The organism is Amycolatopsis sp. NPDC104775 (genome assembly GCF_055583325.1).
This window is the reverse complement of record NZ_JBVJOE010000001.1, coordinates 220834-235673: the sequence shown is the minus strand read 5'-3', so window position 1 is coordinate 235673 and position 14840 is coordinate 220834. Positions and strand designations below refer to the sequence as shown.

The window sequence follows — 14840 nt, the reverse complement described above, 5'->3', positions numbered from 1 at the left end:
TACCTCCCCCACACCCCCCCCCCCCCCCCCCCCCCCCCCCCCCCCCCCCCCCCCCCCCCCCCCCCCCCCCCCCCCCCCCCCCCCCCCCCCCCCCCCCCCCCCCCCCCCCCCCCCCCCCCCCCCCCCCCCCCCCTCCCCCCCCCCCCCCCCCCCCCCCCGCCGCTTAATCTTGCGTTCTCAGACAGGCACAGACGAAGAGCCACTGTCAGCGGTCTTCGTCGTGTCTGTTTTTCGTATGCCGGGATCGCTGACAGCCAGCGCAGAAAGTTGGCGGTCCATGAGTTCTCCCACGGTCGCAACGCCGCGATCGATCGCGAATGTCTCGCAGGTCACCGCGCTGATCAACACGTTGTCCACATTGCCGCGCAAGGCGAACCTGCTGTGGTACCTGGTCCTGGGCGGACTGTTCCTCGACGCCTATTCGAACGCCGCGCTCGGCGCCGGTCTCGCGCCGATGACCAAGGAACTGGGGCTCAGCGCGGGCCAGGTCGGCCTGCTCACCGCGACCGCTCCGGCGGTCGCCATCCTGTTCAACCCGGCGGGCGGCTGGCTGGCCGCCCGGATCGGCCGGGTCAAGCCGCTGATCGCGGCCAAGGCGATCGCCGGGCTCGGCGCGGTGCTCACCGCCACCGGCGGCGGTTTCGAGGCGGTCTGGGCCGGGCGCGGGCTGGTCGGCGTCGCCTACGGCATCGACTTCGCGGTGGCGATGGCCCTGCTCGCCGAGTACACGCCGGCGAAGCTGCGCGGACGGCTGAACCTGTGGCAGTCCGTCTGGTACGTGGCCACCACGGTGAACCTCGCGCTGACGCTGGTGTTCTACAAAGCCGGCGTCGCGGTGGAGATCTGGCGCTGGTCGGTCGGCTCGGCCGGGGTCTTCGCGCTCGCGCTGCTGGTGCTGCAGATCGCGTTCCTCGCCGAAAGCCCGTCGTGGCTCGCGGCCAAGGGACGGCTGCCCGAGGCGGCGCGGAGCCTCCGCCGGATCTACGGTTTCGACGTGACGCCGGGAACCGCGAGCGGTGAAGAAGCGGCCGAGGAGCGCAAGATCGGGTTCCGGCAGGCGGGCGTGCTGTTCCGCAAGCCCTACCTGCCGCGCACCTTCCTGTCCACGGCGATCTCGCTGACCCAGGCGATGCAGTACTTCGCGGTCGGCTGGTACCTGCCGGTGATCAGCCTCGCGATCTTCGGCGACAAGTTCGAAACGGCCACGCTCGGGTCGATGATCTTCAACGTCGCCGGGATCGTCGGCGGAGCGCTTTCGGCCTACTTCGGCCGCAAGATCGGGCTGCGGGTCAGCTCGGCGATCGGGTACGCGTTCGCGTTCGCCATCCTGCTGGTGATGGGGCTCGGCTTCGGGAAGCTGCCGATCGCGATCGGGTTCCTGCTGCCGTTCCTGTTCATCTTCTTCCACTCCGCGGGACCCGGCGCGAACGGCAAGTCGATCGCGGCGCTGTCCTACCGCAGCGACGTGCGCACCCTCGGCACCGGCGTCACCGGCATGCTCGGGAGCTTCGGCAGTGTCATCGGGCTGTATGTGTTCCCGCAGATCAAGGAGGCGATCGGCCTCGGCCCGACGATCGCCTTGCTCGCCGTGGTGCCGGCGCTCGGCCTGGTGTCCTGCCTGATCGTGCGCTGGGACCCGACGCGCAGCGGCATCGACCCCGACGACGAGGAGATCGTCTTCAAGACGGCCGGGAGCGCGGCATGACGCGGCGCGGAATCCTGGCCGTGGACGAGGGTTCGACCGGCACGAGAGCGGCAGTGGTCGGCGAGGACGGCGTGTGCGGGCCGTCGTTCTACACCGCGGTCGACGTCGTCCATCCCGAACCGTCGCGAGTGGAACAGGACGCGACGCAACTGCTGGAGCGCACGGTCGACGTCGCTCGCCAAGCGATCGCGTGGGCGGGGGAGAACGGCGTCGAGATCGTCGGGATGTCGGTGTGCACGCAGCGCGCGACCGCGATCCTGTGGGACCGCGAGACCGGGCAGCCGCTGGCTCCGGCGGTGGTATGGCAGGACACGCGGTACGCCGACGAGCTGGCGAAGCTCGCCCCGGGGTGGGATCCGGTGCTGTGGGAGCGGACGGGACGCCCGGTCGGCACCCGCGCCCCGTTCCTGTGGGCGGCGCGGCAGCTCGAGCAGCTCGACGTGCCCGCCGATCGCGTGCTGTTCGGTGCGGTGGACACCTGGCTCGTGTGGCATCTCAGCGGCCGCACCAGGCATGTCATGTCGGCGACCAACGCCGTCGCGTTCGGCGGATACCGGCTGCGCGAGCACGCGTGGGACCGGGAATGGCTGGCAGCACTGGGTTTCCCGGCCGAACTGGCTCCGCCGCCGGTCGACGACGACGGCGATTTCGGGTACACCGACCCAGCGCTGCTCGGCATCGAGGTGCCGATCGCCGCGGTGATGGGCGACCAGCACGCTTCGCTGATCGCCCTCGGTGCGCTGACCCCGGGCCAGGGCACCTGCGTGCACGGCACCGGCACCTTCGTCGGCGCGCTGGCCGGGGACGAACCGCCGGACGGGCTCGGCGAGGTCGACGGCGTGCTGTGCCTCGTCGGCTGGCGCGGCGCGGGACACAGCCGGTTCAGCCTGGAGGCCTACACCTCGACCACCGGTTCCGCCTTGCGGTGGCTCACCGAGGACCTCGGGCTGTTCCGTTCCGCGGCCGAGATCAGCGAACTCGCCGCGGCCCAGCCGAGAAGCACCTCGACCTGGTTCGTGCCCACGCTGGCCGGGCTGCGGACACCGGTGCAGCGCCCCGGCGCGCGCGGGCTGCTGACCGGGCTGAGCCTGGCCACCACCCGCGACGTGGTGGCGCGCGCGGTGCTCGACGGGATCGCGCACGCGGTGAGCGACACCGTCGACGCGCTGCGGACGACGATGAACCGGCCGGTGACCCGCCTGCGCGCCGGAGGCGGACTGGCCGCCAGCGACGTCCTTCTGCAAAGCCAAGCCGATTTCGCCGGAGCCGAGATCGAGCGAGTGGCCGATTCGGCGACCGCCAGCCTGCGCGGTGCCGCGTACCTCGCGGGCGTCCGGCTCGGCGTGTGGCCGTCGTTGGCCGAAGCTGTCGCACACCAAGGAAAAGGCGAGATCTTCGAACCTCGGCTGCCCGAAGACGAACGCCGCGAACTGCGTGCCCGCTGGCAGGACGTTCTCGCGGCGTCGCTGTCCTGACCGTCTCGACCGTCCTTAGTGGACGTTTTCAACTTTTGAGTGGAGAGACAACCTCATGTTCACACTGCCGTCCCGACGGCCGAACGCCGTCGCCGCGAGGGCGACCCTGTCCGCGCCGCTGCGGCTCGACCGCCGTGCCGCGCTGACCGGCCTCGAAACCGGCACGTTCGACGTGCTGGTGATCGGCGGCGGCGTCACCGGTGCTTACACCGCGCTGGACGCCGTTTCCCGCGGCCTGAAAGTGGCGCTGGTGGAGCGCGACGACTTCGCGTCCGGCACCTCGTCCAAGTCGTCCAAAATGGTCCACGGCGGGCTGCGCTACATCGAGCAGGGCAACCTCGACCTGGTCCGGCATTCGCTGCTGGAGCGGCAGCGGTTCCGCCGCAACGCCCCGCATCTGGTGCAACGGCTGCCTTTCCTGTTCCCGATCCTGGCCAAAGACGGGGTGTTCGACGCACGCATCGCGAAGGCGTTCGAGAGCCTCTTGTGGACTTACGATCTCGCGGGCGGCTGGCGGATCGGCAAACTGCACCAGCGCCTGACCGTGGACGAGGTCCTCGCGCACGCCCCGACCTTGCGGGCGGAAAACCTCAAGGGCGGCCTGATGTACTACGACAGCCGTGCTGATGACGCCAGGCTGACGCTGGCGATCGTGCGCAGCGCCGCCCGGCTCGGCGCGGTGGTGGTCAACGGCGCCGAGGTGACCGGCCTGCGCACCGCGGGCGGACGGGTCACCGGCGCGACCGTTCAGGCCGACGGCGAGCAGATCGACATCCAGGCGCGCGTCGTGGTCAACGCGACCGGCGTCTGGGCCGACCGGGTCGAGGGCATGGCCGACCGCGGGCATCAGCCCCAGGTGCGTCCGGCGAAGGGCGTGCACATCGTGCTGCCGTGGGCGAAGATCCGCAACGACTGCACGGTCACCGTGCCGATCCCGGGCCGCGCGCGGCGGGCGACCTGCACGCGCTGGGGCGACGTTGTCGTGGTCGGCACCACTGACACCGACTACACCGGCTCGACCGACGACGTGCACTGCACGCGCGAGGAGATGGACTTCCTGCTGGAGGGAGCCCAGATCGCCTTCGACACCAAACTCGACGCCAGCGACGTGCTGGGCAGTTACGCGGGTCTGCGCCCGCTCGTCGGCGGCAAGGAGGGCGCGACGCTGGACATGCGCCGCGACCACCACATCACGGTGTCCGCGGGCATGGTCACGGTGACCGGCGGCAAGCTCACCACGAGCCGGCACATGGGCGAACTGGTGGTGGACAAGGCACTCGGCCTGCTGGGCCGGAAAGCCAAGTGCCGCACCAAGAACCTGCCGCTGCTCGGCGGGGCCGGATACGACGCGGAGGCGACCGCCGCGACCGGAGGCGTCGCCGCGCACCTCGGCGGCCGCTACGGCACCGAGGCCCGGTTCGTGAGCGCGCTGGCCGACGAGAACCCCGTGCTGGGGGAGCCGCTCATCGAGGGGCAGCCGTTCCTCAAGGCCGAGGTTGTGTTCGCGGCCCGCTCGGAGATGGCGCGTTCGGTGGACGACGTGCTGTCGCGGCGCACCCGGCTGCGGTTGTTCGCGCGGGACGCGTCGGTCGAAGCCGCCCCGCTTGTGGGCGAACTGCTCGGCGCGGAACTCGGCCTCAGCGCGGAAACCGTGGCCGCGCAAGTGGAGCAGTACCGGGCGGACGTCGCCCGGGAGAAGTCGATCCTGTTCGGAGAAAACCTGTTGGGAGCCAACGCATGATCAGCCGTCAGACTGTCACGCACCCGTTCAACCGGGGCAATTACGTGGTCGGCGCGCCGACGCCGCCGCGCTGGGGCGGGCGCACCGAGCCGGGCAAGGGCGACGCGTCGCTGCAGACGGCCGCGGTGGCCGTGCCCGCCGAGCTGACCGAGGCGTTGCGCGGGCTGGCGGACGCCGTGCACACCGAACGCGACGAAGTCGTGCTGCGCACCCGCGACTGGTGGGCCGGCTCGATGATCGGCGAGACCGCGGGCGCCCCGGCGACCCCGGACGCGGTGATCGCCGAGGTGAGCACCGTCGAGCAGATCCAGGCCGCGGTCCGGCTGTGCGGCGAGCACCGGGTGCCGCTGACCGTGTCGGCGGGACGCAGCAACGTCACTGGCGCGGCTCTGCCGGTGTACGGCGGGGTCGTGCTGGATGTGTGCGGGCTCAACAAGATCGTGTCGTTCGACGCCGAATCGCAGATCGTCGAAGTGCAGGCGGGCATGTTCGGCGACTTGTTCGAGAAGGAACTGCAGGAGACGCACGGCGCGACCACCGGGCACTGGCCGTCCGCGTTCGCGATCTCCACGGTCGGCGGCTGGGTGGCCTGCCGCGGCGCGGGCCAGCTGTCCACCCGGTACGGGAAAATCGAGGACATGGTCGTCGGCCTCGACGTCGTCCTCGCCGACGGCACCCTGGCCCGCTTCGGCGACTACCCGCGCGCCGCGACCGGTCCGGACCTGCGGCAGCTGTTCGTCGGTTCGGAGGGCACCCTCGGCGTGATCACCGCGGTGCGGCTGCGCACGCACCCGCTGCCGACGTACTCCAAGGCCATCGCGTACGGCTTCGAGACCTTCGCCGCGGGGCTCGACGCTTGCCGCCGCATCATGCAGCGCGGCGCGACCCCGGCCGCGATGCGGCTGTACGACAAGCTGGAGAGCGGCACGCATTTCGGGCACCCGGAGACCAACCTGCTGCTGATCGCCGACGAGGGCGATCCGGTGCTGGTCGATGCGATGATCCAGGTCAGCGCCGAGGAATGCGCGGCAATCGGGTCCGAAGTGGACAGTCAGCCGGTGTTCGACCGCTGGCTGGACGAGCGGATGCTGGTCGGCAAGTCCGCCGACGGGTTCGCGCCGGGGCCGGGCTTCGTCGCCGACACCCTGGAGATGGCCGGTTCGTGGTCCGCGCTGCCCGCGATCTACGACGAGGTGGTGGCCGCGATCCAGGCGGTGCCGGGGACGTTGGCGGCGTCTGCGCACCAGTCGCACGCCTACACCGACGGGGCCTGCCTGTACTTCTCGCTGCGCGGCGACGTCGAGCCGGAGAAGCGGCGGCACTGGTACCGGTCGGCCTGGGATGCCGCGAACGCGGTGCTGGTACGGCACGGGGCGGCGTTGAGCCACCACCACGGGTCCGGGCTGCTGCGCGGGCCGTACCTGGCGGACGCGCTCGGCACCGGGTTCGGGACGTTCGTCGCGGTCAAACGCGCGGTGGACCCGGCCGGGCTGCTCAACCCCGGCAAGCTCGGCCTGCCCACCGAGCTGGGCCCGAACCCGCTGGACTCGGCCAGCTGACCGGCCGCGCGGGCGGCGGAGCGGGGCCGTCCGTGAGGACCGGAGACGGCGGGGACGGGGGAGCGGCGGGAGGGCATGAAACGGTGGAGGCCATGAACGAGAAGATCACGGCGGCGTTCGAGGACGTCCCGGTGTGCGCGTCGGTCGTCGGCGTCGCGAAGGTGCCGGATTTCGTGGCCGCGGCGGCGCGGGTCGGGATCCTGGCGTCGGTGCCGGTCGGGCAGCTGCCGAAGATCGTCGCGGCGCTGGCCGGGCGGGACAAGCTCGTGTTCGTCAACATCGATTCGTGCCCCGGGCTCGCCACCGACCGGGCGGGCGTGGACTTCCTCCGGGAGATCGGGGCGGCCGGGGTGGTCAGCACCCGGGTCGCGCCGATCGAACGGGCGCGGGCGCTGGCGATGCTGACCATGCACAAGGTGTTCGTCACCGACCGGTCGAACCTGAACCGGAGCCTGGAGGCGGTCAAGCGCAGCGGCCCGGACCTGGTCGAGCTGATGCCCGCGCCGATCATCCCGTGGATGTCGGAGTCCGCGCGGGAAGTCATGTCGCCGTTCGTCGCGGCCGGTTTCGTCACCGACCGCGACGGAGTGGCGCATTCGCTGGCGATGGGCGCGGCGGCCGCCGCGTCCTCCGATCCGGGGCTGTGGTCGCTGACCCGGACCCGGCTGCGTACGGGAGAAGAATGAGTTTCGTGGTGGTGGCCCGGTACGAGACCGCGGAGCGGGACCGGGTCGTCGAGTTGCTCGGCCCGATGGCGGAGGCGTCGCGGCGCGAGCCCGGCTGTCTGCGCTACACCGTCCACACGGGAATCGAGGACCGGGTCGTGGTGATCGTCGAGGAGTACGGCAGCGAGGCGGACTTCGCCGCGCACTGCGAGTCGGAGCATTTCACGCGGATCGTGCTCGGCGAGGTCGTGCCGTTGCTGTCCGACCGGCAGGTCACCCGCTGCGTTCCGGCAGGCGCGTGATGGAGGTCCGCGGCGCGGTTCTGCGCGAGGTCGGGAAACCGCTGGAGATCGAGACGCTGACGCTCGCCCCGCCGGGCCCGGGCGAGCTGCTGGTCCGGGTGCGCGCGGCCGGGCTGTGCCATTCCGACCTGTCGGTGATCGACGGGTCGCGGCCCCGTCCAGTGCCGATGGTGCTCGGCCACGAGGCGGCCGGTGAGGTGGTCGAGGCCGGGCCGGGCAGCGATTTCCAGCCCGGTGACCACGTCGTCCTGACGTTCGTCCCCTCGTGCGGCGACTGCGTCCCGTGCACGGCGGGCCGCCCCGCGTTGTGCGGTCCCGGCGCGGCGGCCAACCGCGAGGGCACGCTGCTCGGCGGAGCCGTCCGATGGTCGTCGCCGGTCGGGAACCCGTTGCACCACCTCGGGGTTTCGGCGTTCGCTTCGCAGGTCGTGGTGTCCGAACGGTCGGCGGTGCGGATCGACAAGACGCTGCCGTTCGAGATAGCGGCCCTGTTCGGCTGCGCGGTGCTGACCGGCGCCGGTGCGGTGTTCAACGCGGCGGACGTGCGGCCCGGCGACAGCGTGGCCGTGTTCGGGCTCGGCGGGGTCGGGCTGTCCGCGCTGCTCGCCGCGAAGGCCGCCGGCGCCAGCACCCTGCTCGCGATCGATCCGGTCGAGAGCAAGCGAGAACTGGCGCGATCGCTGGGTGCTACGCACGTGCTGGCCGGGGATGTCGCGGAGATCCGGGAGCGGACCGGCGGCGGCGTCGATTACGCCGTCGACACCACCGGCGTGGTCGCCGCGCTGAGCCAGGCCTACGAGGCGACCCGGCCGGGCGGGACCACCGTGACCGTGGGCTTGCCGGATCCCTCGGTCGGGCTGACCTTGCCCGCGCAAAGCCTGGTAGCCGAGGAAAAAACCCTGCGGGGCAGCTACCTCGGCTCGTGCGTGCCGCGGCGGGACGTGCCCCGGTTCATCACGCTGTACCAGGCGGGGCTGCTGCCGGTGGAGGCGTTGCTGACGCATGCGATCGCGCTGGAGGAGATCAACGCGGGCTTCGACCGGTTGCGGGACGGGGGCGCGGTCCGTCAGGTGGTCACTTTCTGAAAGCGCGCCCCCGACGCGGTTATGCGGCGCTGCGTGGCTTGATGGATCGGCGGTGGGATGCGTGTGCGGCGGGGCGCGGTCCGGCCGGGATCGCCTGCTGAGACCGCACCCCGAACCCCGCTACGAGGTGCCGCGCAGCGAAGCGGTCGCGATGGTCGCCGCGTCGATGGCCGTTTCGGCGGCCTGGGTGGACGAGTTGGCGTCGAGTTCGGTGAGCGACTCCTTGTTCAGCGCGTGGACGGCCCATTCGTAGGTGTGGTCCGTCGTGCACGGGCCCTGGTATCCGAAGAAGTTCGCGCTGCCGCGGTAGTAGGCCTGCCGTGACCCGGCAGGCACCGCGGGCTGGTATGCGTGCTCGACGTTCTGCGGCAGTTCGGCGGTGCTCGCCGGGATGTCGTAGATGACCCAGTGGATGATCCCGTTGTCGAGGTCGTGCATGACGATCGCGTAGCTCTTGGCCGCGTCCGGGGCTCCGGACCAGGCCAGCGGCGGCGACTCGTCCTTCTTCTCGGGGTCGCCGTCGCCGCTGCTGGAGCAGTCGTGGACTTTGGGGATCATCCCGCCGTCGGCGAAGGCGGTGCTGGAGAGGGCGAAGGCGGCGCGTCCCGGCTTCGCCGACGCGGCGGCGGTGCCGGAACTCGCGGCGCAGAGGACGAGCAGGGCGAAGAGAGCGATTCTGGTGCGTCTCACTGGAGGCTCCCGAGTCTGCTGGCGGTCTCTTGTCCTTTCGGGGGAAGAGTGTGCTCCGGAACCGGCGAGGACGGTCGCGCCAGTGGCAGGGAGTACCACGTTTCCCGCCAAGAGTGACATGCGGCGCGGCAGCCGGGAGCGAATTGACGCCTGGCGCAGACTTCGTTGTGGCGCGCCACAATCCGAGCGGTTTCCACCCTTTCCGAAGGTAGCGTGGGACGACCCGGCAACGGCAGGACATGCGAGCGGAGGACAGGTGGCGACCTCGGCCGCGCGCGCGTCCGGCGGCGAATGGCGGCACGCCACCCGGGTCGCGGCCGGGCTGCTCGTTCCCGGGCTGGCGCTGCTCGCGGCGGGCCGTCCGGACTTGATCATTTTCGCCGCGTTCGGGTCGTTCGCCGGGATGTACGGCCGGTCCGAATCGCGGGCGCTCCGGTTCCGGCACCAGCTCCAGGCGGGTGCGGTGCTGCTGAGCGGCGTCTCGCTGGGTGTGCTGCTGTCGGCGTGCCACGCTCCGCCGTGGCTCCTGGTGGTCGTCGAAGCGGTGTTTTCGTTCGGCTGCGCGCTGGTGACGAACCGGCTGGAGTTGAGCCCGCGCGGGCCGTTTTTCGGGATCTTCGCCCTCGGTGCGATCGCGCTGGTGCCCGCTGGCCGGGTCGAACCGTGGGCGGCGATCGCCTTGTGCGCGGGCACGATCGCCGGATGTGTCCTCATTGGACTGACTGGGCCGGAACGCCCGGCCGCTCCGGCGACGCCGACGTGCGCGCCGGAATGCGGTACCGCGTGTGCGGTGGTGCACGCGGCGCGGTACGCGCTGGCGATCGCTGCCGCGGGCGCGGTCGGGCTGCTGCTCGGCGTGGATCACGCGAACTGGGCGATGGCCTCGGCGGCGGTGCCGCTCGCGGCGGCCGACCCGCGGAGCCGGTTGCATCCCGGCCTGCGCAGTGTGCTGGACCGCAGCGCGCATCGAGTTTTCGGGACGCTGGCCGGACTGGTCGTCACGGCTTTGCTGCTGCTGCCGGGTTTCGGGGCTGCGCCGCTGGCGCTGGCAGTCATCGTGCTGCTGTTCCCGACGGAGTTGTTCATGTCCCGGCACTACGGGATCGCGCTGGGGTTCTTCACCCCGCTGATCCTGGTCATGACGGAACTGGCCGCGCCCGCCGCACCGGCGACGCTGCTCACCGCGCGGGTGGCCGACACACTCGTCGGTGTCGCGGCTGGCATCGGGGCAGCGGTGCTCGTTCGTGCCCCGTGCCGCACCGCCGCTCTCACCCGGAGCGCTCGACCGTGACCTTCAAGTGCTTCATCAACGGCTGATCGCTCTGCACGCTGTAATCGCCGATCGCGCACAACACGTTCATCTCCGGCATGTACCCCGCCGCACAGCCGCGCGGGATGTCGTACGGAATCGCCCGGTAGCGCCGCACCGAACGTTTCGTCCCGTCCTTCGCGGTGGCAGTGATGTCGACTTCGTCGAACTCGCTCAGGCCGCGGTCGCGCATGTCCTCGGCGTTCAGGAACACCAGCGTCCGAAGGTTTTTGACGCCCCGGTAGCGGTCGTCGTCCGAATAGATCGTGGTGTTCCACTGGTCGTGGGAGCGCATCGTGCCCAGCGCCAGCGTTCCGGCGGCGGGGACGACGTCGGGCAGGTCCGCGGTGGAGAACTCGGCGCGCTCGGACGGCGTGTGGAAGACCCGTTCGCGTGCGGCTTGGCGGATGCGGAAGCCCAGCGGTTCGCGGACGCGGGTGTTGAAATCTTCGAAGCCGTCCAGCACGCGCGCCATGGTGTCGCGAATGCGGTCGTAGTCGCCGACGTACTCCGCCCACGGCGTCGCGCTGTCCGGCAGGGTCGCGCTGGCCATCCCGGCGATGATCGCGGGTTCGGACAGCAGGTGCGGCGAGGCGGGCTTTTTCATCCCGGTGGACAGGTGGACCATGCTCATCGCGTCTTCGACGGACGTCGACTGGAGCCCGCCGGTCTGGAGGTCTTTTTCGGTCCGGCCGAGGCAGGGCAGGATCAGCGCTTGTTTGCCGTGTTCGAGGTGGCTGCGGTTGAGTTTGGTGCTGACCTGCACGGTCAGCTCGCACTTGCGCAGTGCGGCGGCGGTGTAGGGGGTGTCGGGCGCGGCGAGGGCGAAGTTGCCGCCCATGCCGACGAAGACGCGCACGTCGCCGCGGTGCATCGCTTCGATGGTGCCGACGGTGTCGAGTCCGTGGTGGCGCGGCGGGTCGATGCCGCAGACCTCGGCGAGCTTGTCGAGGAATTCGGGCGCGGGGCGGTGGTCGATGCCGCAGGTGCGGTTGCCCTGGACGTTGCTGTGCCCGCGCACCGGCGACGGTCCGGTGCCGGGGCGGCCGATGTTTCCGCGCAGCAGCAACAAGTTCACGATCTCGCGGACGGTGTCGACGCCGTGTTCGTGCTGGGTCACGCCGAGGCACCAGCTGATGATCGACCGGTCGGCGTCGCGGTAGATCTTCGCGGCCGCGCGGATTTCGGCCTCGGTCAGCCCGGACTGCCGTTCCAGTTCGGCCCACGACGTGGTTTCGCAGACGACGCGGTACTTCTCGGCTCCGACGGTGTAGGTCTCGAGAAACTCCGAACTGATCGCATCAGGATCGGTATCTGCCATCTCAAACAGGGCTTTCGCCATCCCGCGGAGGAACGCCAGATCGCCGCCGATGCGCGGCTGCAGGTTGAGCGTGGAGGTCGGCGTCGCGCGGAACGTCGCCATCCGGGCGAAGTCGTGCGGAATGATCGTGCGCGTGGCCCCGGCCTCGACCAGCGGGTTGATGTGCACGATCCGCGCGCCGCGCCGGTGTGCCTCGGCGAGCGCGGTGAGCATCCGGGGCGCGTTCGACGCCGCGTTCACGCCCATGATGAACAGCGCGTCGGCGGCTTCCCAGTCGTGGATGTCCGCGGTGCCCTTGCCGGTGCCGAGGGCGGCCTGCAGCGCGCGGCCGCTCGCTTCGTGGCACATGTTCGAGCAGTCCGGCAGGTTGTTCGTGCCGAACTCCCGCGCCCACAGCTGGTACAGGAACGTCGCCTCGTTGCCGAGCCGCCCGGACGTGTAGAACGCGGCCTGGTCGGGAGAGTCGAGGCCGCGCAGCGCGGCGCCGACCAGTTCGAACGCCTTGCCCCACGAGATCGGCACGTACCGGTCGGTCTTCTCGTCGTAGCGCAGCGGCTCGGTGAGCCGGCCTTGCGCCTCCAGTGCGGTATCGCTCCATCCGTCCAGTTCGGACACCGGGTGCGCGGCGAAGAATTCCGCGCCGACGCGTTTCCGCGTCATCTCCCAGGTGACGTGCTTGATCCCGTTTTCGCAAATGTCGAGACGCAGGCCCTTGGTGTCGTCCGGCCACGCACAACCCGGGCAGTCGAACCCGCCGTTCTCGTGGTTCATCTTCACGATCGCCCGCGGTCCGGCGAGAAGTTCCCGTTCCCGGACGAGGAACTGCGTCACGCTTTTCGCCGCGCCCCAGCCCGCGGCCGGATGGTGGTACGGCTTGAACTCCGGCTGGTCCTCGCGCTGCTCGTCCACCGTCGCCCTCTCGCCCGGAACTGTGCTTCTCTTCCTGATTCAAGCACGGCGGCCCGCGCCGGGCATCCGGAGCGGAAATGCGACCAGCCCTATTGTGGACGGTGACAAAAATTTCTGTAATCGCCCACAAATCGCGCGGGAAATCACCGGTCGTTTTCGGGGAGGGAAATGCGCGCGGGCGCCCGCGGCGGGGCGCGGGTAGCATCCGGGGCGTAGCCGACCGGGAGGACAGCGCTGTGCGGACCGCCGCTCTGACCGAACTCGTCGCCTGGGCCGACGAGCGGCTGCCCCGGCTGATCGACGACGTCTGCGCGGCGAGCTGCGAGCGGATCGGGATGTACCGGGACGAGAAGATCGTCCCGCGCGCCGACCTGCACCGCTCGGTCGCGGCGAACCTCCGGTTCATGGTCGACGCGCTCGGCGGCGGCGGGGCGCCGGACCAGCGCGCGCCGAAGGAGACCGGCCGCCGCCGCGCGCACCAGGGCGCGCCGCTGCCCGAGGTGCTGCAGGTGTACCGGATCGCCTGCGCGATGCTGTGGGATCTGCTGGCGGCCCGGGCCCGCGAGGCGGGAAGCACCGACGTGCTGATCGACGTCGCGAGCCTGTTGTGGCAGGTCACCGACGAGCACGCGGTCCGGGTGACCGAGGCGTACCGGGCGGCGAGCGCGGAATTGCTGGTCGCGCAGCAGCGGCGGCGGTCCGCGCTGGCCGAGGCGCTGCTGACCGGACAGCGCGGGTCCGGTTCCGGGCCGTGGGAGGCGGGACGGCTGCTCGGCCTGTCGCTGGACGGGAAGCTGGCCGTGGTGGTGGCCGAAACACGCGGGCTGGCCGAGGAGAGCCTGGTCGGCGTCGAACGGCGGCTCGGGCAGCTCGGCATCGTCTCGGCGTGGCATCTCTCGCCGACGCTGCAGGCCGGCGTGGTGTCGCTGCGCGAGGAACAGTACGCCGCGCTGCTTTCGCTGCTGCGCGAACTGGCCCTGGCCCGCACCGGCGTCAGCCCGCTGTTCCGCTCGCTGACCGAAACCCCGCGCGCGGTCCACCTGGCGCGGACCGCGCTGTCCGGCATCCCGCCCGAGCGGGGCGAGGTCCGCGCGTTCGACCCGAGCCCGCTGGCCGCGTTCGTCGCCTACGACCCGGACGAGGGCCGCCGGCTGGGGGAGCAGGTCTTCGGCGCGGTGCTGGAACTGCCCGCCGAGGAACGCGACGTGCTGCTGCAGACGCTGGACGCGTACTTCGCGCACGGCGGTTCGTCCGAACGTGCCGGACAGGCCTTGCACTGCCACGCCAACACTGTCCGGTACCGGCTGCGCCGGGTCCGGGAACTCACCGACCGGTCGCTGACCGACCCTCGGGACCTGGCCGAACTGGTGACCGCGATGCAGGCGTTGCGAGTCGATTCGGCGCGCCCGACTGATGCATGGGAGAGCTGACGATGTCCGAAGAGTGGTACTACAACACCCGCACGAACGAGGTCGAACGCGGCCGCCAGTCGCGCGGCGTGGACCGGCTCGGCCCGTACCCGGACGAGGCCACCGCCCGGCGCGCGCTCGAACTGGCGCGGGAACGCACCAAGGCGGAGGACCAGGCCGACGCGGAGTGGAACAATCCGCAGTGACCGATTTCCGTGGCGCGTCGACCGTCGGCGAGGCGATGCTCCGGGAGCCGAAGGTGCTCCCCGCTTCGGCCACGGTCGGCGAGGTGCGGGCGCTCTTCGAAGACGATCATGTGCATGCCGCGCTGGTCGTTGCCGGGGAAACGCTGCTGAGCGTCGTGGAACGGCCGGATCTCGACGGGCTGCCGGACGCGTTTCCGGCCTCTCGGGCGGGCCGGTTGACTGGGCGGGTAGTGGCGCCGGAGGCGGACCTGCACACGACGTGGCTGGAGATGTCCCGGCGCAGGCTGGCCGTGGTGGACGGGAGCGGGCGGTTGCTCGGGTTGCTGTGCTTGAAGCGCAGCGGGCGCGGTTTCTGTTCGGACGCCGATGTGGCGGGGGGGGGGGGGGGGGGGGGGGGGGGGGGGGGGACGGGGGGGGGGGGGGGGGGGGGAAGTGGGGGAGACGCGAAGGAGTTCCCGCCCCCC

Annotated in this window: 13 protein-coding genes; 11 read left to right on the top strand and 2 right to left on the bottom strand. The window is 71.2% G+C overall.

Annotation, left to right across the window (positions count from 1 at the left end; genetic code table 11):
* The first annotated feature begins 277 nt into the window (after positions 1-277).
* The 7 genes from ACZ63D_RS00950 (at position 278) to ACZ63D_RS00920 (ending at position 8532) form a co-directional block, all read left to right on the top strand.
* Entirely contained in the window at positions 278-1705 is a 1428-nt protein-coding gene (locus ACZ63D_RS00950) for an MFS transporter (RefSeq protein WP_465352218.1), read from the top strand.
* Positions 1702-3180 carry an FGGY family carbohydrate kinase gene (locus ACZ63D_RS00945; protein WP_465352217.1) on the top strand — a complete coding sequence of 493 codons (1479 nt, stop codon included), beginning with the start codon at positions 1702-1704 and terminating at the stop codon, positions 3178-3180. The genes ACZ63D_RS00950 and ACZ63D_RS00945 overlap by 4 nt, the downstream gene beginning before the upstream one ends.
* A 55-nt stretch (positions 3181-3235) precedes the next feature.
* Entirely contained in the window at positions 3236-4921 is a 1686-nt protein-coding gene (locus ACZ63D_RS00940) for a glycerol-3-phosphate dehydrogenase/oxidase (RefSeq protein ID WP_465352216.1), read from the top strand.
* A complete protein-coding gene (locus ACZ63D_RS00935; protein WP_465352215.1) occupies positions 4918-6480 on the top strand; it encodes an FAD-binding oxidoreductase in 1563 nt (520 codons plus the stop codon). The genes ACZ63D_RS00940 and ACZ63D_RS00935 overlap by 4 nt, the downstream gene beginning before the upstream one ends.
* Positions 6481-6572: 92 nt before the next feature.
* Positions 6573-7166 (top strand): glycerol-3-phosphate responsive antiterminator, encoded by a 594-nt coding sequence (locus tag ACZ63D_RS00930; RefSeq protein WP_465352214.1) that lies wholly within the window; start codon positions 6573-6575, stop codon positions 7164-7166.
* Positions 7163-7447, top strand: a complete 285-nt coding sequence (locus tag ACZ63D_RS00925) for a putative quinol monooxygenase (protein ID WP_465352213.1) — start codon at positions 7163-7165, stop codon at positions 7445-7447. The genes ACZ63D_RS00930 and ACZ63D_RS00925 overlap by 4 nt, the downstream gene beginning before the upstream one ends.
* Positions 7447-8532, top strand: coding sequence for a zinc-binding dehydrogenase (locus ACZ63D_RS00920; protein WP_465353673.1), 1086 nt, complete (start codon positions 7447-7449; stop codon positions 8530-8532). Before ACZ63D_RS00925 ends, ACZ63D_RS00920 begins: the two co-directional genes overlap by 1 nt.
* A 120-nt stretch (positions 8533-8652) precedes the next feature.
* Here ACZ63D_RS00920 and ACZ63D_RS00915 read toward each other — a convergent pair whose 3' ends face one another.
* Entirely contained in the window at positions 8653-9222 is a 570-nt protein-coding gene (locus ACZ63D_RS00915) for a YbhB/YbcL family Raf kinase inhibitor-like protein (RefSeq protein WP_465352212.1), read from the bottom strand.
* A gap of 256 nt (positions 9223-9478) precedes the next feature.
* Between ACZ63D_RS00915 and ACZ63D_RS00910 the strand changes: the two genes are divergently transcribed.
* Positions 9479-10513 carry an FUSC family protein gene (locus ACZ63D_RS00910; protein WP_465352211.1) on the top strand — a complete coding sequence of 345 codons (1035 nt, stop codon included), beginning with the start codon at positions 9479-9481 and terminating at the stop codon, positions 10511-10513.
* On the opposite strand, the gene ACZ63D_RS00905 is transcribed toward ACZ63D_RS00910, so the two are convergent.
* On the bottom strand, positions 10491-12761 hold the full coding sequence (locus ACZ63D_RS00905; RefSeq protein WP_465352210.1) for an FdhF/YdeP family oxidoreductase: 2271 nt from the start codon (positions 12759-12761) through the stop codon (positions 10491-10493). The two genes, ACZ63D_RS00910 and ACZ63D_RS00905, sit on opposite strands and share 23 nt — an antisense overlap.
* Positions 12762-12997: 236 nt before the next feature.
* On the opposite strand from ACZ63D_RS00905, the gene ACZ63D_RS00900 reads away from it, so the two are divergent.
* The 3 genes from ACZ63D_RS00900 to ACZ63D_RS00890 form a co-directional block, all read left to right on the top strand.
* On the top strand, positions 12998-14191 hold the full coding sequence (locus tag ACZ63D_RS00900; RefSeq protein WP_465352209.1) for a PucR family transcriptional regulator: 1194 nt from the start codon (positions 12998-13000) through the stop codon (positions 14189-14191).
* A 2-nt stretch (positions 14192-14193) separates the two neighbouring features.
* On the top strand, positions 14194-14376 hold the full coding sequence (locus ACZ63D_RS00895; protein ID WP_037713889.1) for a hypothetical protein: 183 nt from the start codon (positions 14194-14196) through the stop codon (positions 14374-14376).
* 35 nt (positions 14377-14411) lie between these two features.
* Positions 14412-14840: CBS domain-containing protein (locus ACZ63D_RS00890; RefSeq protein ID WP_465353672.1), on the top strand; the 429-nt coding region annotated here is incomplete at its 3' end.

What these genes read in the sequence shown, in the direction of transcription:
- ACZ63D_RS00950 (WP_465352218.1), top strand. Translation starts at nt 278, where the DNA reads ATGAGTTCTCCCACGGTCGCAACGCCGCGATCGATCGCGAATGTCTCG.
- ACZ63D_RS00945 (WP_465352217.1), top strand. Translation starts at nt 1,702, where the DNA reads ATGACGCGGCGCGGAATCCTGGCCGTGGACGAGGGTTCGACCGGCACG.
- ACZ63D_RS00940 (WP_465352216.1), top strand. Translation starts at nt 3,236, where the DNA reads ATGTTCACACTGCCGTCCCGACGGCCGAACGCCGTCGCCGCGAGGGCG.
- ACZ63D_RS00935 (WP_465352215.1), top strand. Translation starts at nt 4,918, where the DNA reads ATGATCAGCCGTCAGACTGTCACGCACCCGTTCAACCGGGGCAATTAC.
- ACZ63D_RS00930 (WP_465352214.1), top strand. Translation starts at nt 6,573, where the DNA reads ATGAACGAGAAGATCACGGCGGCGTTCGAGGACGTCCCGGTGTGCGCG.
- ACZ63D_RS00925 (WP_465352213.1), top strand. Translation starts at nt 7,163, where the DNA reads ATGAGTTTCGTGGTGGTGGCCCGGTACGAGACCGCGGAGCGGGACCGG.
- ACZ63D_RS00920 (WP_465353673.1), top strand. Translation starts at nt 7,447, where the DNA reads ATGGAGGTCCGCGGCGCGGTTCTGCGCGAGGTCGGGAAACCGCTGGAG.
- ACZ63D_RS00895 (WP_037713889.1), top strand. Translation starts at nt 14,194, where the DNA reads ATGTCCGAAGAGTGGTACTACAACACCCGCACGAACGAGGTCGAACGC.